Source organism: Streptomyces viridifaciens, from assembly GCF_001888885.2.
GTDB lineage: Bacteria > Actinomycetota > Actinomycetes > Streptomycetales > Streptomycetaceae > Kitasatospora > Kitasatospora aureofaciens.
Window position 1 is genome coordinate 1,447,375 of record NZ_CP090841.1, and the last position, 20,829, is coordinate 1,468,203.

Genomic DNA, 20,829 nt, shown 5'->3' on the forward strand with positions numbered 1-20,829 from the left:
ACTGACGCCCATGTCGCACAACCTCGTCTTTCCCGTGCTCCGCACCCCCGACCTCCACGCGGTGTTCGCCGTGGCCGACCGACTCCTCGCAGTGGGAGAGGTGGCCTCCTCCGGCGGCACCGAGATCCGGGCCAGGGTGCCGAGCCGGGCCCGTCTCAGGCAGTTGCTGACGGCGGTTCCCGAGGCGAAGGTCCACGAGCAGATCAGGAAGGATGCGGAAACCCCGGGCGACGCACCCCTGCCGTACGCGGACATCTACACCGTCGATCTGGAACTCCCCAGTCGGCACCACGCGCGGAGCGCCGTGAGCTCGGCGCTCCGCGTCCACGACCGGCTGCAGGTCCACTGGAACGACCTGTGGTGGCCGGGAGCCCCCGAGCTCGGACTGTCCTGGACCCGCAGACACGCCCGCCTCCAGGTCAACACCCACCACGAGGCCGACGACCTGGACCACCCGTGGATGCCCGAGCACGTCCTCTACCTCCACACCTACGTGGAGGAACACGCGGCCTGGCTCGCCGCGCAGGCGGGCGCGGAGATCATCGGCGAACCGTACTGGTTCTGAGCGCGCCCCGGCCGTGCCGGTGGGATGCCGGGCCGCTGACAGGACTGGCAGTGATCTGTGAGCGACGTGCAGGCGGCAGGCCGAAATCATGGGTTCCGCGCAGCCCATAGGCAGTCGCTGCCGCCTGACCAGCAAGGGAGTCCCGCCACCATGTCCTCCGCACCCCCCACCTCGCCCTGGAACGTCCGACGGCTGCCGCGTGCCGACGGCAGCGTCGTCCTGGTCACCGGCGGCAACGCCGGGATCGGGTACTTCGTCGCGGAGCAGTCGGCTGCCACCGGGGCGACCGTCGTGCTCGGCAGCCGAAACCCCGCGAAGGCCGAGAACGCCATGGCCTCGATCCGGGCCCGCGTGCCCGGCGCACAGGTGCGCGCCGTACGGCTGGACGTCGCCGACCTCGAGTCGCTGCGAACGGTGGCGGACGCATTGGGGGTCGAACGCCTCGACGCGGTCGTCCACAACGCGGGTGTCGCGCTCGACGACCCGCCGCGCCAGGAGACCGGGGACGGTCACGAGCTGATGTTCGGCACGAACCACCTCGGGCACTTCGCGCTGACCCACTGGCTGATGCCGCTGCTGTCCGCCGCCCCGGCGGCCCGTGTCATCACCATGGGCAGCTTCGCCGCGAAGTCCGAGCGCCTGGACCTGGACGACCTGCAGTCCCGCAGGGACTACCGGCCCAAGCGCACCTACGGGCGCTCCAAGCTCGCGCAGATGCACTTCGGCCTCGAATTCGACCGCCGCCTCCGCGCGGCCGGCAGCACGGTGGCGAGCGTGGTGGTCCACCCCGGCGGCGCGCTGGACTCCCTCACCCCCTCCCGGCCGGGGGTCCACACGAAGACCGCCGCCGCGCGCCTGGGCGCCGCGCCCGCCGCCCTGCTCCTCCAGGGCAAGCACGCCGGCGCCTGGCCCGCCGTCCGGGCGGTGCTCGACCCGGCCGTACGCGGCGGCCAGCTGTGGGGCCCGCGCGCCTTCGGCCTGCGCGGTGAGCCCCACCGCGAACCGGTGTGGGCCAACCTCGCCGACACCACCGTCGCGGCCCGCCTGTGGGACGCCAGCCGCGACCTGACCGGCGTCGACCCGGCCGCCCACCTCGGGTAGTCCACCCGGCGGCGCCTGTCTACAAGTGCAATTACCACGCCCGGGGCGACAAGTGCGAAGCACCCGCGAACATCCGGGGAGACTGGGCCGACGAGTACGTGATAGCCGAGTTCCTGCGCCTGGTCGGCGGAATCCAAACCAGGACAACCGTGGTGGTGCCCGGCTACGACCCCGAGCCGGAGTTGAACGCGACCGTGGCCGAGTTCACCGCGCACCTGAAAATCCAAGGTCAGCAGAAGTCCAAGCACGCCGCGCAGGAGTGGAAGAGGCGACACGATGCGCTGGACAGTCGCATAGTCGAGCTGGAGTCCCGCGAGAAGACCGAGCCGCAACGCATCACCACGGCCACCGGGCGCACCTTCGCCGACGACTGGCAAACGGCCGACACGGCGAAGCGGCGCGGCATGCTCGTTGATGCCGGAGTCCGGCTGAATGTCCGCCGGGGCACCCGTGGCGGGTGGCGCACGCTCGACACACGGCGGGTGGACTTCACCATGAACGGCGAACTCGACCCCGCCGCCGAAGAACTGTCTGCATGGGAAACCGCCACGGTCCCCAAGATGCTGCCCGCAGCCGCGTAAAGGCCCCATAGAGCCCCGTACAGCCCTGGTCGGCCCCCCGTTGGTCGGCCGGGGCTCTCTCGTGCCCGCAGACGGCCGCCTGTGGTCTCGGGGGTTCGCTGGCCCGGATCGGCCGACAGCGGCAAGAGGGGTGATGAGTGGTGGTTCTTACCTATTTTTTTGAACACATAGAAAAAACTAAGAAAAAACAGAAACAGGACCACTCTCGCCACCTCGCCACCGGGAGCCGGAAACCTCCGCCCTTCACTAGATCAGGGGAAGGGTCGGGAGGCCAGGAACCCTCCGCCCTCCACTACATCCGAGAGGAGAGCGGGCAAGGGGCGCCCCCTACGTATACCGGGCCCCGCCGTGGGCACTGACGAACGGAGAGAACACTATGAGCGACACCCTGCACCGGTTCGGCTATCTGGACGGTCCCCGGGACAAGGATGCGGCCCGCGCTGCCGAGTGGCAGCGAGACGAGCGCATGGAGAAGCTGGCCGCTCTTCGGGACTCGAACCCCGAGATGTTCGAACGCATGGGCACCACGACCCGCCTGATTCTCGGCTATTACGAGAACGCGAAGACGATTGCAGCCCAGTACGGGCGCGACACCACGAAGGGCGGTAACTGATATGAGCGCCGAGATCGAGAAGGCTACCGAGCGGGTCGCCAAGCTGCGCGCACAGATCGATAAGGTATCCGGCCCGCTGGCTGCTGCCGAGGCGCAGTTGCGCGCCGCCGAGGACACCGAGAAGGCCCGCCGCGCAGAACGAGAGATCGAGTACAGCCGACAGTTCGCCGGGACTTGGATGGGTCGGGCCGAGGAAGCCGCGAACTCGGGTGACGACGCCCGACAGCGGTTCTTTGACGCCCTGTCGGCGGAGCCCTGGTTCGCTGCATATGTTGAGTACCGGGCCGCCCGGCACAAGCGCGGACACGTCATGACCGAAGCGCAGCGCGCGCAGCGGACCATCGGTGAAGTCGTGACCGTACCCGAGCAGCGGCATTACGCGGCGCAGATCCTTGATGAAATCGTAGAACGCCTCGAAAAGGAGTCGGCACAGCTCGCTGACGAATTCAATCAGGGCCTTGTGGCCCAGCGTGAGGCATACGTGGCCGCGCAGGGCGACTGAGCAGCCCCGACCCGACCAGGGGGGTACTCCCCTCCATGGCCAAGGTTGATCGGCAGGGAGGGAAAAAACTCGCGCCGGAGCTGTGGCCATTCTTGGGGCTCCGAGTGCCATTACAGCGAGTTGGAAAGGAGACTATGGCTGATCGGTACCGCCCCAAGCCAGCGGCAATACGGGCCCGCGAAGGGAACCCGTCCAAGGCTGAGATCAGAGAGGGGGTGATTGTTCCGCGCGCTGTTCTCGCCGAGCCCGATTGGCGAGATCTGTTCAAGGACTCGCCGGCCGCCGAGATCCAAGAAGCCAATATCCGCTGTCGAGAAATAGCCTCGGCTGAGTGGCGGCGCGTTGTGCCGATTCTCGAAGTGGCCGCAGGGCTCGGCGAAGTGGACCACTCGACCGTCAAGGACCTGTGCGTCTGTGTGGCCCGCATCGACCAGGCCGAGCGCGACCTGTCCGAACGCGGACTCATGGTCACGGCCGAGCGCGGGACCGTGAAGAACGGCGCCGCCACCATCGCGGCACAGTACCGCTCCCAACTCGCGCGCTACATCAGGGAATTGGGTCTCTCGCCGAGTGCGCGAGTGTCCATTGCCCCGCCGGAGTCAGCAGACGACTCCGATATCTGGGACTGACCGGTCCCACCTTCCGCGAACGCCCCCGTCCCTTCCTCCCTCATCGGGTGGTTGGGGCGGGGGCCTTCTTGCGTTCCCGCTTGCTGCCCTGCCGTCACTCGCCCCTTCCCACGTGCTCGGTTCGAGCCGGTGTTAGCCCGGCAGCGCTGGTCCTACTCTTACCCCATGGCTATGGCTGTCGATCCGGCGCTGTCTGTTGGTCAGCGCATCAAGCTTTTCAGGGAGCGCGCGGGCAAGTCCCGTGCCGTGCTGGCCGGGCTGGTAGGCCGCTCAGAGGGATGGTTGAAGGCAGTTGAGAACGGCCGCCTCCTGCCGCCGAGGCTGCCCGTGCTCGTCAAGATCGCAGAACACGTGGGCATCGAAGACCTGTCGGCCCTGACGGGGGACGTGTCGATGCCCCGAGCATTGTTCTCCGGGGCGGAGCATCCGGCGCTGTCGGTGGTCCGGCGGGCCGTTGACTCGGCGCCGCTGGGCCTGGCGGCTGGCCCGGTCCCGAGCGTCAATCACGTTGCGGCTCAGGTGGCTGCGGCTTGGCAGGCTCGGGACTCCCGGGGCGACCACCGTACGGCTCTTGGGGACCTGCTCCCGGCGCTGGTATCGGCTGCCTCGGCCGCCGCATCGCACCCTGACTGCCCGGATCGTCGGCGCGCTGAGGTGCTTTATGCCTCGGCTCTGAATCTTGTTCAGATGTTCGCCGCCTACCAGGGGGATGGAAACCTGGTCTGGCGCGTGGCTGAGCGCTCCTTGGCGACCGCCCGAGCCTCCGGTGATGCCGTCGCCGTTGCGCAGGCTTGTTGGTTCCTGGTGGAGGCGTTCCGGAAGTCTGGGCAATGGGACAGCGCCCAGACGCTCACGGAGGAGGCTCTGCGGCTGCTGGGACCGGCCCGGGGTGATTCTCCGTCGCTTGCTGCGGCATGGGCAGATATGGCGTTCCACGCGGCCATTACGCACGCTCGCGCGGGAGAGTCGGGCGAGGCTTGGGGCTGGTTCGATCGAGCCGAGGAGGTCGCCAGGACCCTGCCGGCTGACTTCTGGCACTCGCCGACCTCCGCATCTGCGCGGGTAATCCCGGTGCACGCTGTGACAGTCGCTGTCGAGCTGCGACAGGTCGGTACCGCCTTGCGGTGGGCTGACCGGCTGGCACCGGCAGAACTTCCTGCACGGCCGAGGCGGGCACGGCACTTGATCGAGGTCGCACGGGCATACGCCCTGCGGGGCGAACCGGATTGGGTGGCGTCGCTGCTCACCGACGCAGTGGAGGCAGCGCCCGACACCGCCCGGTGGAACCACGAAACCCATGACTTGGTAAGGGGCCTGCTGGACGGCCCTCCGTCTGTTCGACCCGCCGCCCGTGACCTTGCAACCGCTACCGGGCTTGCCGCCTGACTGATAGATAGGGGCACAAACTGTGCCTCTCGGCCGCCTTGAGTGCCCGTACCGTCCATGTGACGTGACGGGCATTCAGCGTTTTGGAGGCCGAATGAGCAGCATGCCGACCAGGGAACTCCCGTCGGTGCTGACGCACACGGACTGCCAGGAGACGAACCGGATCGTTACTCGGTTCGGGGGCTGGAAGTTGCGCCCGGATGACCCTCGGGCCGTTCCGGCGCGCTACGTCCTGTCCTGCGTTTCCGAGGACGAGGACGGCACCATGTGCGGCGAGACGTCCCGGCCGAGTGCGGACGTGGGGGCCGTGGCGGAGTGGGCGCGCACGCACACGTGGCTCAACCAGGACCACCGGTCGTTCAGCCTGGACGCTGCCTCGGTCCCGATGGTGCTGGTGCCCGAGGACGAACCGGCGTGAGCCGCAAGACCCTTGCTGCCTGCGCCCTGGCCGTGGCGGTCGCTCTCGGGCCCGCCGCTCTGGTGGTCGCCCTCGCCAGGCTCGACCCGTACGCCGCGCGTCGGTGGGTCTGGTGGTTCTTCGCCCTGGCGGTCGCCATGCTCGGCATCGTCTACGGCGGGGACTGGGAAACGTGGTGGCGCCGAAGACGTGCCGCCAGGCGGTCTCGGTTGCGGGTCACGGTGCGCCACGTTCGCCCCGGAGAGCCGCCGTGACCCTCGCTGCCGAGGTGTTGCCCACGCTGGCCGAGATCAGCGCGGGACGGCTGCCGGAGCCGCCCGAGACAGGCGACGGGAACCCGTGGGCGGTCGGGGACTGCTGGCTCTACTGCGGGCGCACCTCGGTCCGCGTGCTCTGGCTCGGCCCGGTCACAGCAGCCGGCGGAGTCACGGCCGGGCTTCTCGCCTGCGGCGACTGCATATCGACCCTGCACAGCAAGGCAGTTGCCGCGATGGCTACGCGGGACAAGTCCGCGACCGAGCGCACCCACCGCGCTCGGCATGCCCGGCCCCGGTCGAGATGGGGCACCAGCGCTCGGCAGTAACCCGACCGCTCGACTCCCGGTGTTGCCTGCGCTGCGCCGGGCTGCACAATCCCCGCCCCGGTGACGGGACTTGGACGGCCTGGACGACCGGGGCGGGGCACAGACGGATCACGATGTGGAGCGGAGATGCGCGAGTGCCCCGAGGGCGCCGGACACGAGGTCGAGACGACCACGGAACCGGGTGCCTTGTTGAGCGGTCCGGGCGGGCTGGTCTGGCGGTGCCTAACGTGCGGCCGGTGGGGCGGTGCCATGACCGCCGAGTGGGCCGCGCTGTTCCCGGGCGAACCGGTGCTGTTCCCCCTCGGGTGGACGGTTCCCGGCGAGTTGGCCCCGCTCCGCAAGGCACGTCCCCTCGGGCGCGGGTAGCCGCACCCCCAATGAACTCCCGTTCCGGCGGGCGGGGAAGGGTCAACACCCCCGCCGGGATGGGCCCCAACTCCCGCTCCGGGCACTTCAACCCCCATGCCCGGAGCGGGGCACGGCCACTCCGGCCAGTTCGGCCCTGGACAGGGCGACTCGGGCGGGGTGGGATTGGCAACTCGGCCTCACGGCCGAGGTGTTGAACTTCGACGTTCGCAGAAAACGGAGGTACAGCACAGATGACGCAGACGCCCGCACCGTGGGGCACCCAGCGGATGGGGCCGTACGCGGCCACCACCACGGTTCCGCAGTACACGCCCGTGATCGACCCCGAAACCCAGATCGCGGTAATCGTGGACGAGCACGGCCGGACGGTCGAGCTGGGCAGCCACGGCACCAGCACGAGCGGCCTGACGCCCACCACGACCACCCCGGGTGACGGGTCGGGCCCGGGTGGCGCGACCGACTCCGACAGCACCGAGTCGTACGACCAGGACCAGAGTTCCGGCTGATGCGTGACAGCAGGTCGGTACTGGTGCTGACCAACCCCTACGACGTGACTGCGGACGTGGTGCTGCGGCTTCTCGCCGAGCGCCGGGTTCCCGTGGTCCGTCTCGACCCCGGCACCGACCTGCACGCGGGTGCCTCGCTGACTGCCACGTACCGCACAGGCGACCAGCGGGGCACCCTGCGCACGGCGAGCCGGGAGATCGACACCACGCGGATTCGGTCCGTGTGGGTGCGCAGGCCCTCGCCCTACGAGGGACCGCCGGAGTTGAGCGGCCAGGACCGCCGGTTCGCCGCAGAACAGGCCCTGTGGGGCGCGGGGGGCATCCTCGCGTCGCTGCCTGGCGCGCACTACGTGAATCACCCGTGGAGCAATCGGGCCGCCGAGTTCAAGCCCGCGCAGCTCTCAACCGCGCAGGGCTGCGGGTTCCTGGTGCCCAGCACGGTGATCACCGACGACCCGGACGAGGCGCGGACGTTCGCCGCCCAGCAGTCCGGCGGAGTGGTCTACAAACCCGTGTGGAACACGCCCTACCGCGTGGACGATCAGCCGAACAGTGTGTGGGTCCGGGAGGTGCGCGCGGCGGAGATCACCGACGCCGTGTCCGTCTGTCCCCACATGTTCCAAGCCAAGGTGGACAAGGCGTTCGACGTGCGCGTGACCGCCGTGGGCGCCCGACTGTTCGGGGTCCGGATCGACAGTCCCGATCTCGACTGGCGTTACCGTCAAGACCTGATGACGTGTACACCGATCGAGGTACCCGCGTCGGTCGCGCGTGCGGTCGCGGCCTATCTCGCCGAACTCCGTTTGCATTACGGCGCGTTCGACTTCGCTGTGACCCCTGCGGGTGACTGGTACTTCCTTGAGTGCAACCCGAACGGCCAATGGGCGTGGCAGCCGGCGCAGACCACCGCCGCCATCGCCCAAGCTCTAACCGACCAACTGGAGAAAGGCCCCGACACGTGAGCACATCGGCTCAGCTTCGCAGCGCCCTGGCGGACAGACTCGCCGAGGACGGCACCCTCACCGAACCCGAGTGGCGCAGCGCGGCCACCACGGTTCCCCGCGAGCTGTTCACGGGGTCCTACTTCCTGCCGGTGGCGGGCAGCATGCCCACCAGTTACCGGCCCGTCCGGGAGGGCGATCCCGGGTGGCTGGAGGGTGTCTACTCCGACGAGACGCTGATCACCCAACTGGACGGCCGGATCAGGCCCGACGATGTGACCGAGGACGCCGTGACCGGCTCCCCGTCGTCGTCGTCCACCTTGCCGTCCCTGGTGCTGCGGATGTGGCAGCAACTCGGCGCGGAGGCGGGGCAGCGGGTGTTGGAGATCGGCACCGGGACCGGGTACTCGACCGCCCTCGGCGCGCACCGCCTCGGGGACGCCAACCTGACCAGCATCGAGTACGACCCGGTGGTCGGCGGGGCTGCCGCCACGGCACTCAAGGCGGCTGGTTTCGCGCCCCGGCTGATCATCGGTGACGGGCTGCGCGGCGACCCGCAGGGCGGCCCGTACGACCGGCTCATTGCCACCTGTTCGGTTCGGTACGTCCCGCTGCCCTGGCTGCACCAGGTGAAGCCCGGCGGGAAGATCCTGGCCACCCTCTCCGGGTGGAGCTACGCCAACGCCCTCGCGCTGCTCGACGTGACCGGCCCCGGAGAGGCCACGGGCCGGTTCCTCCCCGGGTACACCAGTTTCATGATCGCCCGGCCGCACGACCGGCCGCCCCGTCCGACGCTGGCCCTGCTGCCCGGGGAGGAGCGTCCGAGTCAGATCGACCCCGCGAAGCTCGACGACTGGACGGGCGGGTGGGTCGCGCAGCTCGCGGCCCCCTCGGCCGAACGCATGGGGGCGGGGGCGGAACAGATCCTCTGGGACGTGTCCACCGGTTCGCAGGCTCGGACGATGCCCAACCCTGACGGCGGGTGGACCGTTGTCCAGCGTGGTCCCGTCCGCCTGTGGGACCGGGTGGAACGAGCGGTGCAGCGCTGGCAGGCCGTCAACGAGCCTCACCAGGAACGGTTCGGGATCACGGTCTCGGCCGCCGGACAGCGGGTGTGGCTCGGCGCCGAGGACGGCCCCGGGTGGGACCTGCCGATCTGACGCACGCGGGCCCGTGGGTCAACATCGTGCACCGCCCTGTCGGGTGGTCAGACAGCAAAACGCCCCGTTCGGCCAAGTGCCGGGCGGGGCTCTGTCGTTGCCGCTGACCTGCGGCTAAGCTGCACAGAACTGGTAGTCACGTGTGTTGGGGTCGGCGAGCACCGCCCACCCCGAGCCGTCGGGGTTCCGCAGATCGCTGACCATCGTGGCCCCGAGCCCCAGCAGCCGCTCCACCTCCTCCCGCGAGGTCTCCGGCCGCAGGCACAGGTGGACCCGGTTCTTGACCGTTTTCGGCTCCGGCACCTGGCTGAAGTACAGGACCGGTCCCTCCGCCAACACCACCGCGACCTCCCGGTCCCCCGGCCCATCACCCGGGCCCAGCGGACGACCGGTCACCCGGCTCCAGAAGCGGGCCAGCTCATAGGCGTCCGCACAGTCGATCGCCACGTTCCGCAGTACCGAGACCATGCCCCCGAGCCTTCCCGATTTACCCTCCGGACGCCACTGCCTGCCGCCGGTTCCCCTCGCACGGGACGGTGGCCGTGGAGCTCGGCCACGAGCCCGCGACCGTCGTCGACACCCGAAGCGGCCGTGATCCTGATCACACCGGGGAATGCGCTCCTCCTATTCAATGTGCATGACAAAGGCCCTAGCGTCATGCGGGCCAGGCGAGTCAACTCCGCTCCTCAGGAGGAACGTTGAACATCTCGACCCTGCTCCGAGGCCGCACCGGTCGTACCGGCCGCACCAGTCGCACCGGGCGTATCGTGGCCGCCACCGCGACCGCGGTTCTCACGGCCGCCGGGCTCGGCATCTCCGCCGCAGGCACCGCGAGCGCCGCGGAGACCGGCCGGGACACCCCGCAGAGCCTGAACGGCATCACCTACAGCGCATGAACTTCCAGACGTTCAACTTCGTGTAGCGGCAGACCGCCTCCCGGCTCCCGGCTCCCCGGCTCCCGGCTCCCGGCTCCCCGGGAACGGCACGGGGCGGGGCCACCGGGAGTGTCCGGTGGCCCCGCCCTCGCGTTCCGCTCGCCGCGGCCGGCGTCAGTTCATGAAGGTGACGTCCCAGTGGCTGCCCTCGTTGGCGTAGATGTTGCCGGAGGGGGCGGTCCACAGGTCGGCGCCGTCACCGCGGGTGCCGCTGTGGGTGAAGGTGCCGTGGATGTAGTTGGTGAGACAGCTCATCATGGCGAAGTCCATCTTGTAGCCGGTGCCGTGGCTGTAGGTACCGCTGGCGTGGCCGGTCTCGGTGCCGCCGGTGATGTTCAGCGGGCAGCTGCCGACGGCGTGCTTCAGGTTGATGGCGCCGTCGACCGTGGCACGGCGGATGCCGTCGAAGGAGGTGCAGCTGCTGCTGTTGCGGTCGGAGCAGTTGCCCGAGGAGGACCAGGTGATCCCGGCGGACGAGAGCATCGAGGCGGCCTGCGACTGGCTCAGGGTGTCGCCACCGGAACCGCCGGAGCCACCGGTGCTGCCACCGCCGCCGAGCAGGGCGCCCCAGGTGGCCGGACCGACGATGCCGTCGACCGGGTTCAGGCCGGCGGACTGCTGGAAGTTGCGCACCTTGGAGTCGGTGCCGGGGCCGAAGGCGCCGTCCACGGCCAGGCTGGCGCCGTGGGCGTTGAGCTGCACCTGGAGCGCCTTCACGGCGTCGCCGTTGTCGCCGCTGCGGACGGTGACGATCAGCTTGGACCAGGTGTCGGAGCCGACGACGCCGTCCACCGGGGTCAGACCGCTGGCGCTCTGGAAGCTCTTGACCTTGTCCTCGGTACCGGGACCGAAGGCGCCGTCGACACCGGTCGCGAAGCCGCGGGCCGACAGCAGGTACTGGACCGTGGTCACGTTGTCGCCGCGGTCGCCGTTGCGGACGATCGGCCAGCTCGCGGCCTGGGCGGCGGGGGCGACGAGCACGGCCGCGAGCAGCGCGGCGAACATCGCGGCGACGAGGGCCGGGATGCGTTTCATGGCGGTTCCTCACTGGTGGGACTGAGTGCGGGAGAGGGGAGCGGAGGCACGGGCACGGGAAGGTTGTCCGTCCACCGCACCGGCCGCCGAGAGGAGACGCTAGGAGAGCCGGACGGCGTCCCTCTAGCGTTCCCGGCGTCCCTGGGACGGCGAATCGCGCTGGGGGCGCCCCCGAACCCACCACGGTCCCGAACCCACGCCCCCCGGGCCCGCAACGGCGGGCCCCGGACCCACGACGGCCCGGAACCCGCGACGGCCCACCGCCGGCATCCCGGTGGTGGGCCGTCGGCCGGAGCCCCTCAGTCCGTCGACACGACGGTGCTCTGCACGCCGCCGGTGACCCGCAGCAGTTCCTCGTACGTCATCGGCACGACGGTGTGCGGGTGCCCGGCCGCCGCCCACAGCACCTCGTACTGCCGCAGCGCGGTGTCGACGACCGTGCGCAGCGGAACCGGGTGACCGGTGGGGGCTACGCCGCCGATGGCCTGGCCGGTGGCCTCGCGGACCTGGGCGGCGGAGGCCCGGGTGATCTCGACCGCACCCAACTGCCCGGCCAGGAAGGCGGTGTCGACCCGATGGGCACCGCTGGTCATCACCAGCAGCGGCTCGCCGTCGCAGCTGAACACCAGGCTGTTGGCGATCGCGCCGACCTCGCAGCCGAGGGCGGCGGCGGCCTCGACTGCCGTCCGGGCGGAGTCGGGAAGGACGACGATCTCACCGGCGACACCGGCCGCCGCCAGCGCCTCGGCGACCGCGAGGCTGCGCACGGGAAGGGATGGACTCATCGCCCCATCATGCCCTTCCGCGCCCGGAGGTGAGCCGCCCGGCGGCGACCCGGTCGGTTCCGGCCCGCCCGACGCCCGCCCGCGCGGCGGCGCTCAGCACCGCCCGGACGCCCGCCGTCAGCACCGAGGCGTCCCGCCCGGCGCCCCAGACCACGGTGCCGCCGATCCGGGCCTCCACGTACGCGACCGCGTCGGGCCCCGATCCGACGGCATGCTCGTTGAAGGAGAGGATCTCCGCCCCCACCGCCGCCGCCACCGCGTCCACCGGCCCGGCGCCGGTGCCCCGGCGGCCGTCCACCTCGGCCCAGTCGTCGCCGACCCGCCACTCCCGCCCGGCCCCCGCGTCCAGGTACTCGGCCCGGAACAGCCCGTACAGCTCCTCGCCGGTGATCTCCAGCCCACTGTCGTCCGTCGCCTCCTGCACCACCCCGGCGAACTCGATCTGCAGCCGCCGGGGCAGTTCCAGCCCGGCGCCGGTCTGCAGCAGGTAGGCGATGCCGCCCTTGCCGGACTGGCTGTTGACCCGGATCACCGCCTCGTAGTCGCGCCCGAGGTCGGCCGGGTCGATCGGCAGGTACGGCACCGACCAGGGCGCCTCCCGTTCGGGCAGGCCCAGTTCGGCGGCGGTACCGGCGTGCCGGGCGAAGCCCTTCTTGATGGCGTCCTGGTGGGTGCCGGAGAAGGCGGTGTGCACCAGGTCGCCGGCGTACGGGTGCCGCTCGTGAACCGGCAGCCGGTTGCAGTGTTCGACGGTGCGCCGGATCTCGTCGATGTCGGAGAGGTCGAGCATCGGGTCGACGCCCTGGGTGTGGAGGTTGAGCGCCAGGGTCACCAGGTCGACGTTGCCGGTGCGCTCGCCGTTGCCGAACAGGCAGCCCTCGACCCGCTGGGCGCCGGCCAGCACCGCCAGTTCGGCGCAGGCGACACCGGTGCCCCGGTCGTTGTGGGGGTGGACGGAGAGGATCACCGCGTCGCGCCGGTCCAGGTGCCGGTCGACGTACTCGATCTGGTCGGCGTACACGTTGGGCGTGGCGATCTCGACGGTGGCCGGCAGGTTGTGGATCACCGGCCGGTCGGGATCGGCGTCCCACAGCGCGGTGAGGCCGTTGCAGACCTCCAGCACGTAGTCCGGCTCGGTCAGGTTGAACACCTCGGGCGAGAACTGGAAGCGCAGGCCGTCCCTTCGCTCCCCCAGCCGGGCCATCCGCTCGGCCGCCGCCGTGATCAGCGCCCGCAGTTCGTCCCGGTCCTTGCCGAGGACGACGTCCCGCCACAGCGGCGCGGTGGCGGTGTAGAGGTGGACGACCACGTTCGGCAGTCCCTCGACGGCCTCGAAGGTGCGGTCGATGAGGTCGGCGCGGGCGGCGGTGAAGACGACGACGGTGACGTCCTCCGGAACCGCCCCGGGCTGCTCGGCGAGCCGGCGGACGAAGTCGAAGTCGGTGCGGCTGGCGGAGGGGTAGCCGACCTCGATCTCCTTGAAGCCCATGGCCAGGAAGAGGTCGAACATCCGCTGCTTGCGCGCCGGGTCCATCGGCTCGGCCAGCGCCTGGTTGCCGTCGCGCAGGTCGACGGGCACCCACAGGGGGGCCCGCTCGATCCGGTGGCCGGGCCAGCGGCGCAGCAGCGCGGGAACGTGGACCCGCTCGTGGGCGGGGCGGTAGCGGTGGAAAGGCATGGCGCCGCCGCGCTGGGGGTTCCAGGCGGGGGCGTCGGCCGGGACGGGGCCGGCGGGGGCTTGCAGGGTCGGGAACCGCATGGGGATGTCCTCGGGTGGAGTACCGGAGACCGGCAGGACGGCGCCCCGCAGCGGGGTGCCGGTCCGGTCACGCCCCGCTGCGGCCGCCAAGAAGGAGTGCGCTCCACGGCTGCATGGCGGGTAGAGTAACCACGCCACAAGTACTCAGACAACCTGACAGGTGACGACGATGACCCCGCTCCGCCCCTCCCCCCTCGCCGGACAGGCCGCCGACCTGATCGAGCAGCGGATCCGGGCCGGGGAGTGGCCGGTCGGCGGCAAGCTGCCCGGCGAGGTGGCGCTCGCCAAGGAGCTGGGCGTCGGGCGCTCGACCGTCCGGGAGGCGCTGCGCACGCTCGCCGCGGCCGGGATGGTGCACAGCCGCCAGGGTTCCGGGGTGTTCGTGACGGCCGACCGCCCGGCCGCCGGGGACTGGACCACCCGGCTGCGCGCCGCCGAGCTGGCGCACGTCTACGAGGTGCGCACGATGGTCGAGGTGCAGGCGGCCCGACTGGCGGCCGAGCGGCGCACGGCGACGGACCTCGCCGCCGTGGACGCGGCACTGGCCGCGCGCCTGGCGGCGGGCGGGGCGGACGACACCGCCTTCGTGGACGCCGACATCGCGCTGCACACGGCGATCGTGGCCGCCGCCCACAACCCCGTCCTGGACGACCTGTTCGCCCAGTTCGCCCCGGTCCTGAGGGAGCATCTGGTCGCGCTGGTGGGCCTGTTCGGACTGCGGGAGGGTGATCCGAACCAGGGGTACGCCTCGCACGCGGAGCTCGTCCGGGCACTCCACGACGGCGATACGGCGGCCGCCGGACGGGTACTGGCGACGGAGCTGGAGTCGACCCGGGCGCGGCTGCTCAGCCCCTGACTCCGCCGGGCGACGGAGCGTCACACAGTTTTCACACGGCTGCCATCCAGCGGTCGCAGGCGGCAGCGACACTGCGTCAGGCAGGGCGGAGCCCCGTTGCTTCGAGCGCAAACGGTCAACGTGCGGGTGGCAATGTGTCCGGTCCGTGCACAATTGCGGCCGAGGTGGCGAACGGGCTTTCACTCCAATCACACGGTATGACTAATATCGCATCGTCAAAAGCCCGTGCCCGGACGGCCCGCCCTTCACCGGTCGGCCGCCAGCCCCAAGGAGTCTGCTCTGCGCGCGCGTGCGAATCGGCGGCCCCCGACGCCGAAGGCCCCCCGCAGGCGTCCACGCCTGTCCCTGCGGTCGGCGCTGCTCGTCCTGGCCGTCGTCCCCAGCCTCGCCCTGGTCGCCCTCTGGGCCGTCACCAGCGGCGCCACCGTCTTCGACTTCCAACGCCAGGCCGCCCAGGGCATGCTCGCCCAGAAGGCCGGCCAGCCGTCCAACATCGTCTACTACAACCTCCAGGAGGAGCGCCGGCTCAGCGCCGAGGCGCTCGCCCGGCCCGGCGCCAACACCGACCAGCTGCGCCACCAGCGGCAGTTGACCGACGACGCGGTCCGCCAGTTCCAGGCCCTGTCCGGGGAGAGCACCGAGAACGCCCCCGACGACGTCCGCAGCGCCGTCGCCGAGGCCCGGCAGGCGATGGGCAAGCTCGCCGAGCAGCGCGCCGCCGTCGACAGGGGCTCGGTCGACCAGCAGACCGTCTTCGCCTACTACACCGACCTGATCGCCGTCGACCTGCGGCTGTTCACCGCGCTCAGCCACGTCGACGCGGGGGAGGTCACCTGGGTGTCCAAGACCCTGGTCAACTCCTTCTGGGCCAAGGAGATGCTGGCCCGCGAGGACGCCGTGCTGGCCCGCGGCTGGCCCAGCGGCCGGCTCAGCACCGCCGACTACCAGCAGGTCCAGCAGCTGATCGGCGCCGAGGACCACCTGTTCACCGTCCAGGTCGTCCCGTACGTCCCCGACGGCGAGGCGGCCGCCTGGCACGACCTGATGAACGGCCCCGCCTGGCAGGCCAAGGCCGCCGTCGAGCAGCAGCTCACCCGGCCCACCGCCGCCGAGTCCAACGGCACCGTCAGACTGCCCGCCGCCCAGGACCAGTGGCGCCAGGCCGTCGACCAGCTCAACCCGCAGCTGGTCAAGGCGATCGAGACCCGCACCAGCGCCATCGTCGAGGTCGGCAAGGGAACCATCCTCGACCTGCTCACCCGCGTCGTGCTGACCGCCGTCATCGGCCTGATCACCGTCGTCGCCGTCGTCATCGCCTCCTGGCGGATCAGCCGCTCGCTGCGCCGCCGGATCAAGGAACTCCAGACCCAGGCCGAGGAGATGGAGCGCACCCTGCCCGAGGTGGTCGACCGCCTCGGTCGCGGCGAGCAGGTCGACGCCGCGGCCGAGAGCCGGGAAGTCACCACCGGCGAGCACGGCAACGGCACCGACGAACTCGCCCGCCTCGGCCAGACCCTCAACCTGGCCCGCTCCGCCGCCCTGGAGGCCGCCGTCCGGCAGGCCGACCAGCACCGCGGCTTCGAACGCCTCCTCCAGCGCATCGCCCGCCGCACCCAGCTGCTGATCGGCCGCCAGCTGCGCAAGCTCGACGAACTGGAGCGCAGGCACGAGGACCCGGAGGTGCTGGAGGGCCTGTTCGACCTCGACCACCTCACCGCCCGCCTGCGCCGCTACGAGGAGAACCTCGTCATCATGGCCGGCGGCCAGCCGCAGCGGCGCTGGCGCAAGCCCGTACCGCTGCTGGACGTGCTGCGCTCCGCCCAGGGCGAGGTGCAGGACTACCGGCGGATCGTGATCGACGTCGAGGGCCACCCCTGGCTCTCCGAACGGGCCGTCGGGCCGGTGGCCCACGTGCTCGCCGAACTGATGGAGAACGCCACCACCTTCTCCAAGCCGCCCACCCCGGTCGAGGTCCGGGCCGCCATGGTCGGGCGCGGGCTCGCGGTCGAGATCGAGGACCGCGGCCTCGGCATGGACCCGGAACAGTACGACGCGGCCAACGAGTTGATGAGCCGCCCGCCGCGCACCGACGTGCTCGCCCGGGCCGACGACATCCGCCTCGGCTTCTACGTCGTCGCCCGGCTCGCCGCGCTCACCGGCCTGAAGATCGAGTTCCGGCCGTCGGCCTTCGGCGGCACCCGGGTCGTCGTACTCGTGCCGGACGAACTGGTCATCGACGGCGACGCCGGGCTCCCGGACGCCGCGCCCGCCGAACCGATCCCGCTGGTCCGCCGCTCGCGCCGGGCGGTGCGCTCCGCCTCCGACGAGGCGCCGCAGCCGACGGGGCCGCTCGCACCGCCGGTCGCGCCGGTGGAGGCCTTCGGGCAGGCCGAGGCCTTCGGAAGCGGCAGGGCCCTCGTGAACGGCGGTACCGTCGGGAACGGCGGTGCCCTCACGAACGGCACGGCCGTCGCGAACGGCGGACCGGTGGAGTGCGTCGCCGAGGCGTTCCAGGACCCGGCGTACCACCAGGAGCAGCAGCCCTACCCGCCCGGCCTCGCCGAGCAGCCGATCCAGCACAGCTCCCCCGCCGACCCGCCCCCGGTGTACGCGGTCGCCCCGCCCGGCCACGGCGCGCCCGGCGTCCCGAGCACCCCGGCCGGCCCGCCCGTCCCCGCTGCCCCGAACACCCAGGCCGGCCCGCCGCCCGGCCCGGGCGCCGCACCGGCTCCTGCCCCCGACGCCCCCGCCCCGGCCTACCCGGACATCGCCTACGCCCGGGTCACCGAGGCCGAGGCCCCGTACGCCGACGAGCAGTACCGCCCGGCCGACCACTACCGGCTGGCCGAGCGGCGCCGGGGACGCGACTACCCCTCCGCCGTGCCGCTGAGCCCGGTCGAGGGCGGGCAGCCGCCGCTGCCGCAGCGCGTCCGGCAGGCCAGCCTGGCCGCCGAGCTGCGGGTGCCGCCGCCGGCCCGCCAGCAGTGGGTCGAGCCGACCGCCGGACAGCCCGCCGCCGGCCCGTCCCACCAGCCCGTACCGCCCGGGAACGGGCGGCCCGTCCGGCGCTCGGGCGCCACCATCGGCGCCTTCCAGCGCCAGTCCCGCGCGGCCCGGGCCCAGGACAGCGTCGAGCACCCGCTGCCCGCCTCCGCCACCCCGCCGGCTCCCCCCGCTCTGCCCGCCGGCCCCCCAGCCCCCGCGTCCGCCCCCTCCCCCTGGGCGCTGCCGGCCGCGGAACCCCGAACCACACGAACGGATGACCAGCCATGAACCGCACGACCGCCACCCACCAGGACCTGGACTGGCTGCTGGACGGGCTCGTCGACTCGGTGCCCGGCACCCGCAACGCCGTCCTGCTCTCCGACGACGGCCTCGTGGTCAGCCACTCCCGCACCATCGAGCGGGCCGACGCCGAGCGCCTCGCCGCCGTGGCCACCGGACAGCAGTCGCTCGCCCGGGGAGTCGGCCAGCTGTTCGACGGCGGCCCCGTGCACCAGGTGATCGTCGAGCTCGCCGAGTGCTGGCTGTTCGTCATCGCCGCCGCCCAGGGCACCCACCTGGCCGTGGTCGCCTCCCAGGAGGTGGACGCCGAGGTGATGTCCGTCGCCATGCACACCCTGGTGCAGCAGGTCGGCCAGAAGCTCACCACCCCGGCCCGCGCCGGGGGCGCCCCGGCCTCCTTCGACGCCTTCTCCTCCCGGAACCGGGGCTGACCCGGGTGGGCCCGTACACCGATGCCCCTTACGGCGAGGACCCGTACGGCGGCGTTCCCCACGGCGACGCCCTCCACGGCAGCCGCCACGGCAGTGGCCCGGTCAGCGGCGAGGGGGACGCCCGGGCGCGCGGCCGGGTGCCGCACTGGAGCGAACTGGAGGATCCGGACGCGGAGGACGAGACGGGCGTCATGGTGCGCCCGTACACCATCACCCGTGGCCGCACCGCACCCGAGCGCGACGACCTCACCCTGATCACCGTGCTCACCACCGCCGGGGCCGAGGCCGACGCGGCCCTGGCGCGGGGCAGCCGCGCCGGTGCCCGCGGCCTCCAGCCCGAGCACCGGCTGATCCTCGACCGCTGCCGGCGCCCGGCCGCCGTCGCCGAGGTGGCGGCCGGCCTGGACCTCCCGGTCTCGGTCACCAAGATCCTGCTGGGCGACCTGGTCGCCCAGGGCCTGCTGAAGGCGCGGGCGCCGCTCTCGGTGGCCCGCGCCGCCGGGGGCGTGGACCTCGGCCTGCTCACGGCCGTACGCGAAGGACTCCGGAGACTCTGAACGATGGCGACACCCCACTCCCGCAGTTCCGTCGACGAGCCCGCCGCCGCCCCGGCCGCCGTCAAGATCCTGATCGCGGGCGGCTTCGGCGTCGGCAAGACCACCCTGGTCGGCTCGGTCAGCGAGGTCGCGCCGCTGCGCACCGAGGAGTACCTGACCACGGCCAGTGTCGGGGTCGACGACCTGGCCGGCGTCGACCAGAAGGACACCACCACCGTCGCCCTCGACTTCGGCCGGATCACCGTCAGCCCCGAGCTGGTGGTCTACCTGTTCGGCACGCCCGGGCAGGAACGTTTCTGGTTCATGTGGAACGACCTGGTCAACGGCGCGCTCGGCGGGATCGTCATCGCCGACACCCGGCGGCTGGACACCAGCTTCGCCTCGATCGACTTCTTCGAGAGCCGGGGCATCCCGTTCGTGGTCGCGATCAACTGCTTCCACAGCCACAACACCCGCACCCAGGAGGAGATCCGGGCGGCCCTCGACCTCGACCCGCAGGTGCCGATGCTGATCGGCGACGTGCGCGAGCGCGGCTTCGGCCGCGACCTGCTGCTGGCCCTGGTCGACCACCTGATGGACCTCGCCGCCGCGCCCGTCGGCTGAAAACCCGACGGCTGAAACCCAGCGGCTGAACCCGACGGCCTCAACCCCCCTTGGAGTGCCCCTTCATGACCACCGCACCCCTTCGCGTCCTCGTCCACGGCGGCGGCATCGGCGGCCTCACCCTGGCCACCGCCCTCGCCCGGCGCGGCCACCACGTCGAGGTCGCCGAGCTGCGCGACCGGCTGGAGGCCCTCGGCGTGGGCATCATCCAGCCCTCCAACGCCCTGCACGTGATGCGCGAGATCGGCGTGCTCGACGAGTGCCTGGCCGTCGGCTTCGGGTGGGAGGTGCTGACCATCTGCGACCCGGCCGGCACCACCCTCGCCCAGATCCCCCAGCCCCGGATGGGCGACGCCCCCTCCAACAACGGAATACCGCGCCCCGCCCTGGCCCGGGTGCTGGCCGCCGCCGCCACCTCGGCGGGCGCCACCATCCGCTTCGGGACGTCCATCTCGGAGCTCACCGACGACGGCTCCGGGGTAGACGTCACCCTCACCGACGGCCACGGCGGCCGCTACAACCTGGTCGTCGGCTTCGACGGCATCGGCTCGCCGCTGCGCCGGCACCTGTACGGGGAGAAGTACGCCCCCGAGTACACCGGCTTCGCCAACTGGCGTGTCACGCTGCCGCGTTCGCCCGAGGTCAAGGGCGTGGTGATGTCCGCCGGAAACCTCCGGGCCAAGGCGCTGCTCACCCCGATCAGCGAGGAACTCATGTACCTGGGCTCGGTGTTCGCCGAGGCCGAGGACTTCCGCCCGGACCCGGCGACCGCCCACGAGCAGCTCCGCGAGCGGCTGGCCGGCTTCGGCGGCCCGATCGCCGAGGCCCTCGCCCAGGTCACCGACCCGGCCGCGGTGGTCTACTCCCGCATCTCCCAGGTCACCGTCGAGGAGCCCTGGCACGTCGGCCGCGTCGTCCTCGCCGGTGACGCCGCCCACGCCTCCACCCCGCACCTCGCCCAGGGCGCCGCGATGGCCGTCGAGGACGCCCTGGTGCTGGCCGAGAGCCTGGAGGCCGGCTCCGACGTCCCGGCCGCGCTCGCCGTCTGGGAGGAGCGGCGCCGGCCGCGCGCCATGTGGGTACAGGCGATGTCCCGGGCGATCCTCAAGCAGGAGACCGGCAGCCCTACCACGGCGGAGGAGGACGAGCTGCTGAAGATCGGCATCCCCGGCGCGGCCCACGTGTTGGTCAAGCCGTACTGAGGCGGTGTCCGTTCCCGCGCGGGGTTGTGC

At 71.8% G+C, this 20,829-nt stretch carries 23 protein-coding genes and 1 pseudogene; 19 read left to right on the forward strand and 5 right to left on the reverse strand.

Annotation, left to right across the window (positions count from 1 at the left end; genetic code table 11):
- The first annotated feature begins 10 nt into the window (after nucleotides 1-10).
- From BOQ63_RS13960 to tgmC, 12 genes are all read left to right on the forward strand, one after another.
- Entirely contained in the window at nucleotides 11-565 is a 555-nt protein-coding gene (locus tag BOQ63_RS13960) for a hypothetical protein (RefSeq protein WP_072654343.1), read from the forward strand.
- Nucleotides 566-715: 150 nt separating this feature from the next.
- Entirely contained in the window at nucleotides 716-1,666 is a 951-nt protein-coding gene (locus BOQ63_RS13965; RefSeq protein ID WP_072654344.1) for an SDR family NAD(P)-dependent oxidoreductase, read from the forward strand.
- Nucleotides 1,667-1,764: 98 nt separating this feature from the next.
- Nucleotides 1,765-2,247: a hypothetical protein gene (locus BOQ63_RS13970; RefSeq protein ID WP_030280116.1), complete on the forward strand. Its 483-nt coding sequence runs from the start codon at nucleotides 1,765-1,767 to the stop codon at nucleotides 2,245-2,247.
- 376 nt (nucleotides 2,248-2,623) lie between these two features.
- Nucleotides 2,624-2,860, forward strand: a complete 237-nt coding sequence (locus BOQ63_RS13975) for a hypothetical protein (RefSeq protein ID WP_030280115.1) — start codon at nucleotides 2,624-2,626, stop codon at nucleotides 2,858-2,860.
- Between the two features lies 1 nt (nucleotide 2,861).
- A complete protein-coding gene (locus tag BOQ63_RS13980; protein ID WP_072654345.1) occupies nucleotides 2,862-3,362 on the forward strand; it encodes a hypothetical protein in 501 nt (166 codons plus the stop codon).
- Between the two features lie 134 nt (nucleotides 3,363-3,496).
- Nucleotides 3,497-3,991: a phage terminase small subunit P27 family gene (locus BOQ63_RS13985; RefSeq protein ID WP_079183598.1), complete on the forward strand. Its 495-nt coding sequence runs from the start codon at nucleotides 3,497-3,499 to the stop codon at nucleotides 3,989-3,991.
- A 165-nt stretch (nucleotides 3,992-4,156) separates the two neighbouring features.
- On the forward strand, nucleotides 4,157-5,377 hold the full coding sequence (locus BOQ63_RS13990; protein WP_079183599.1) for a helix-turn-helix domain-containing protein: 1,221 nt from the start codon (nucleotides 4,157-4,159) through the stop codon (nucleotides 5,375-5,377).
- Nucleotides 5,378-5,471: 94 nt separating this feature from the next.
- The gene (locus tag BOQ63_RS13995; RefSeq protein ID WP_072654347.1) at nucleotides 5,472-5,795 is read left to right on the forward strand and encodes a DUF7848 domain-containing protein; all 324 of its coding nucleotides are present in this window, start codon (nucleotides 5,472-5,474) and stop codon (nucleotides 5,793-5,795) included.
- The gene (locus tag BOQ63_RS14000; protein WP_072654348.1) at nucleotides 5,792-6,049 is read left to right on the forward strand and encodes a hypothetical protein; all 258 of its coding nucleotides are present in this window, start codon (nucleotides 5,792-5,794) and stop codon (nucleotides 6,047-6,049) included. The genes BOQ63_RS13995 and BOQ63_RS14000 overlap by 4 nt, the downstream gene beginning before the upstream one ends.
- A 928-nt stretch (nucleotides 6,050-6,977) precedes the next feature.
- Nucleotides 6,978-7,250 (forward strand): putative ATP-grasp-modified RiPP, encoded by a 273-nt coding sequence (tgmA, locus tag BOQ63_RS14005; protein ID WP_072654351.1) that lies wholly within the window; start codon nucleotides 6,978-6,980, stop codon nucleotides 7,248-7,250.
- Nucleotides 7,250-8,212 carry an ATP-grasp ribosomal peptide maturase gene (tgmB, locus tag BOQ63_RS14010; RefSeq protein ID WP_072654352.1) on the forward strand — a complete coding sequence of 321 codons (963 nt, stop codon included), beginning with the start codon at nucleotides 7,250-7,252 and terminating at the stop codon, nucleotides 8,210-8,212. The genes tgmA and tgmB overlap by 1 nt, the downstream gene beginning before the upstream one ends.
- Nucleotides 8,209-9,351: an ATP-grasp peptide maturase system methyltransferase gene (gene tgmC / locus BOQ63_RS14015; RefSeq protein WP_030280113.1), complete on the forward strand. Its 1,143-nt coding sequence runs from the start codon at nucleotides 8,209-8,211 to the stop codon at nucleotides 9,349-9,351. The genes tgmB and tgmC overlap by 4 nt, the downstream gene beginning before the upstream one ends.
- 114 nt (nucleotides 9,352-9,465) lie before the next feature.
- On the opposite strand, the gene BOQ63_RS14020 is transcribed toward tgmC, so the two are convergent.
- The gene (locus BOQ63_RS14020; RefSeq protein WP_072654353.1) at nucleotides 9,466-9,819 is read right to left on the reverse strand and encodes a VOC family protein; all 354 of its coding nucleotides are present in this window, start codon (nucleotides 9,817-9,819) and stop codon (nucleotides 9,466-9,468) included.
- Nucleotides 9,820-10,049: 230 nt separating this feature from the next.
- Here BOQ63_RS14020 and BOQ63_RS14025 point away from each other — a divergent pair, with 230 nt between their 5' ends.
- Nucleotides 10,050-10,247 carry a hypothetical protein gene (locus BOQ63_RS14025; RefSeq protein WP_030280111.1) on the forward strand — a complete coding sequence of 66 codons (198 nt, stop codon included), beginning with the start codon at nucleotides 10,050-10,052 and terminating at the stop codon, nucleotides 10,245-10,247.
- A 153-nt stretch (nucleotides 10,248-10,400) separates the two neighbouring features.
- Here BOQ63_RS14025 and BOQ63_RS14030 read toward each other — a convergent pair whose 3' ends face one another.
- The 4 genes and pseudogenes from BOQ63_RS14030 to BOQ63_RS14045 form a co-directional block, all read right to left on the reverse strand.
- Nucleotides 10,401-11,078: a peptidoglycan-binding domain-containing protein gene (locus BOQ63_RS14030; RefSeq protein ID WP_454129795.1), complete on the reverse strand. Its 678-nt coding sequence runs from the start codon at nucleotides 11,076-11,078 to the stop codon at nucleotides 10,401-10,403.
- Nucleotides 11,052-11,321: pseudogene (locus BOQ63_RS14035) on the reverse strand (peptidoglycan-binding domain-containing protein); the annotation flags it as partial. The gene BOQ63_RS14030 and the pseudogene BOQ63_RS14035, both read right to left, overlap by 27 nt.
- Nucleotides 11,322-11,620: 299 nt before the next feature.
- Nucleotides 11,621-12,106 (reverse strand): YbaK/EbsC family protein, encoded by a 486-nt coding sequence (locus BOQ63_RS14040; protein WP_072654355.1) that lies wholly within the window; start codon nucleotides 12,104-12,106, stop codon nucleotides 11,621-11,623.
- A 7-nt stretch (nucleotides 12,107-12,113) separates the two neighbouring features.
- Nucleotides 12,114-13,865, reverse strand: coding sequence for a 2-isopropylmalate synthase (locus BOQ63_RS14045; protein ID WP_150475887.1), 1,752 nt, complete (start codon nucleotides 13,863-13,865; stop codon nucleotides 12,114-12,116).
- Nucleotides 13,866-14,034: 169 nt separating this feature from the next.
- Here BOQ63_RS14045 and BOQ63_RS14050 point away from each other — a divergent pair, with 169 nt between their 5' ends.
- The 6 genes from BOQ63_RS14050 to BOQ63_RS14075 all read left to right on the forward strand — a co-directional run bounded on the left by BOQ63_RS14050 (nucleotide 14,035) and on the right by BOQ63_RS14075 (nucleotide 20,799).
- On the forward strand, nucleotides 14,035-14,721 hold the full coding sequence (locus BOQ63_RS14050; protein WP_072654356.1) for a FadR/GntR family transcriptional regulator: 687 nt from the start codon (nucleotides 14,035-14,037) through the stop codon (nucleotides 14,719-14,721).
- Nucleotides 14,722-14,946: 225 nt separating this feature from the next.
- Complete coding sequence (locus BOQ63_RS14055) at nucleotides 14,947-17,994, forward strand: sensor histidine kinase (protein ID WP_223885930.1); 3,048 nt, start codon at nucleotides 14,947-14,949, stop codon at nucleotides 17,992-17,994.
- Nucleotides 17,991-18,437, forward strand: coding sequence for a roadblock/LC7 domain-containing protein (locus BOQ63_RS14060; RefSeq protein ID WP_030280103.1), 447 nt, complete (start codon nucleotides 17,991-17,993; stop codon nucleotides 18,435-18,437). Before BOQ63_RS14055 ends, BOQ63_RS14060 begins: the two co-directional genes overlap by 4 nt.
- 5 nt (nucleotides 18,438-18,442) lie before the next feature.
- Entirely contained in the window at nucleotides 18,443-18,994 is a 552-nt protein-coding gene (locus tag BOQ63_RS14065; RefSeq protein WP_072654358.1) for a DUF742 domain-containing protein, read from the forward strand.
- Between the two features lie 3 nt (nucleotides 18,995-18,997).
- Nucleotides 18,998-19,597, forward strand: a complete 600-nt coding sequence (locus BOQ63_RS14070) for a GTP-binding protein (protein ID WP_046386597.1) — start codon at nucleotides 18,998-19,000, stop codon at nucleotides 19,595-19,597.
- A gap of 65 nt (nucleotides 19,598-19,662) precedes the next feature.
- Complete coding sequence (locus BOQ63_RS14075; RefSeq protein WP_072654359.1) at nucleotides 19,663-20,799, forward strand: FAD-dependent monooxygenase; 1,137 nt, start codon at nucleotides 19,663-19,665, stop codon at nucleotides 20,797-20,799.
- Nucleotides 20,800-20,829 lie beyond the last annotated feature (30 nt).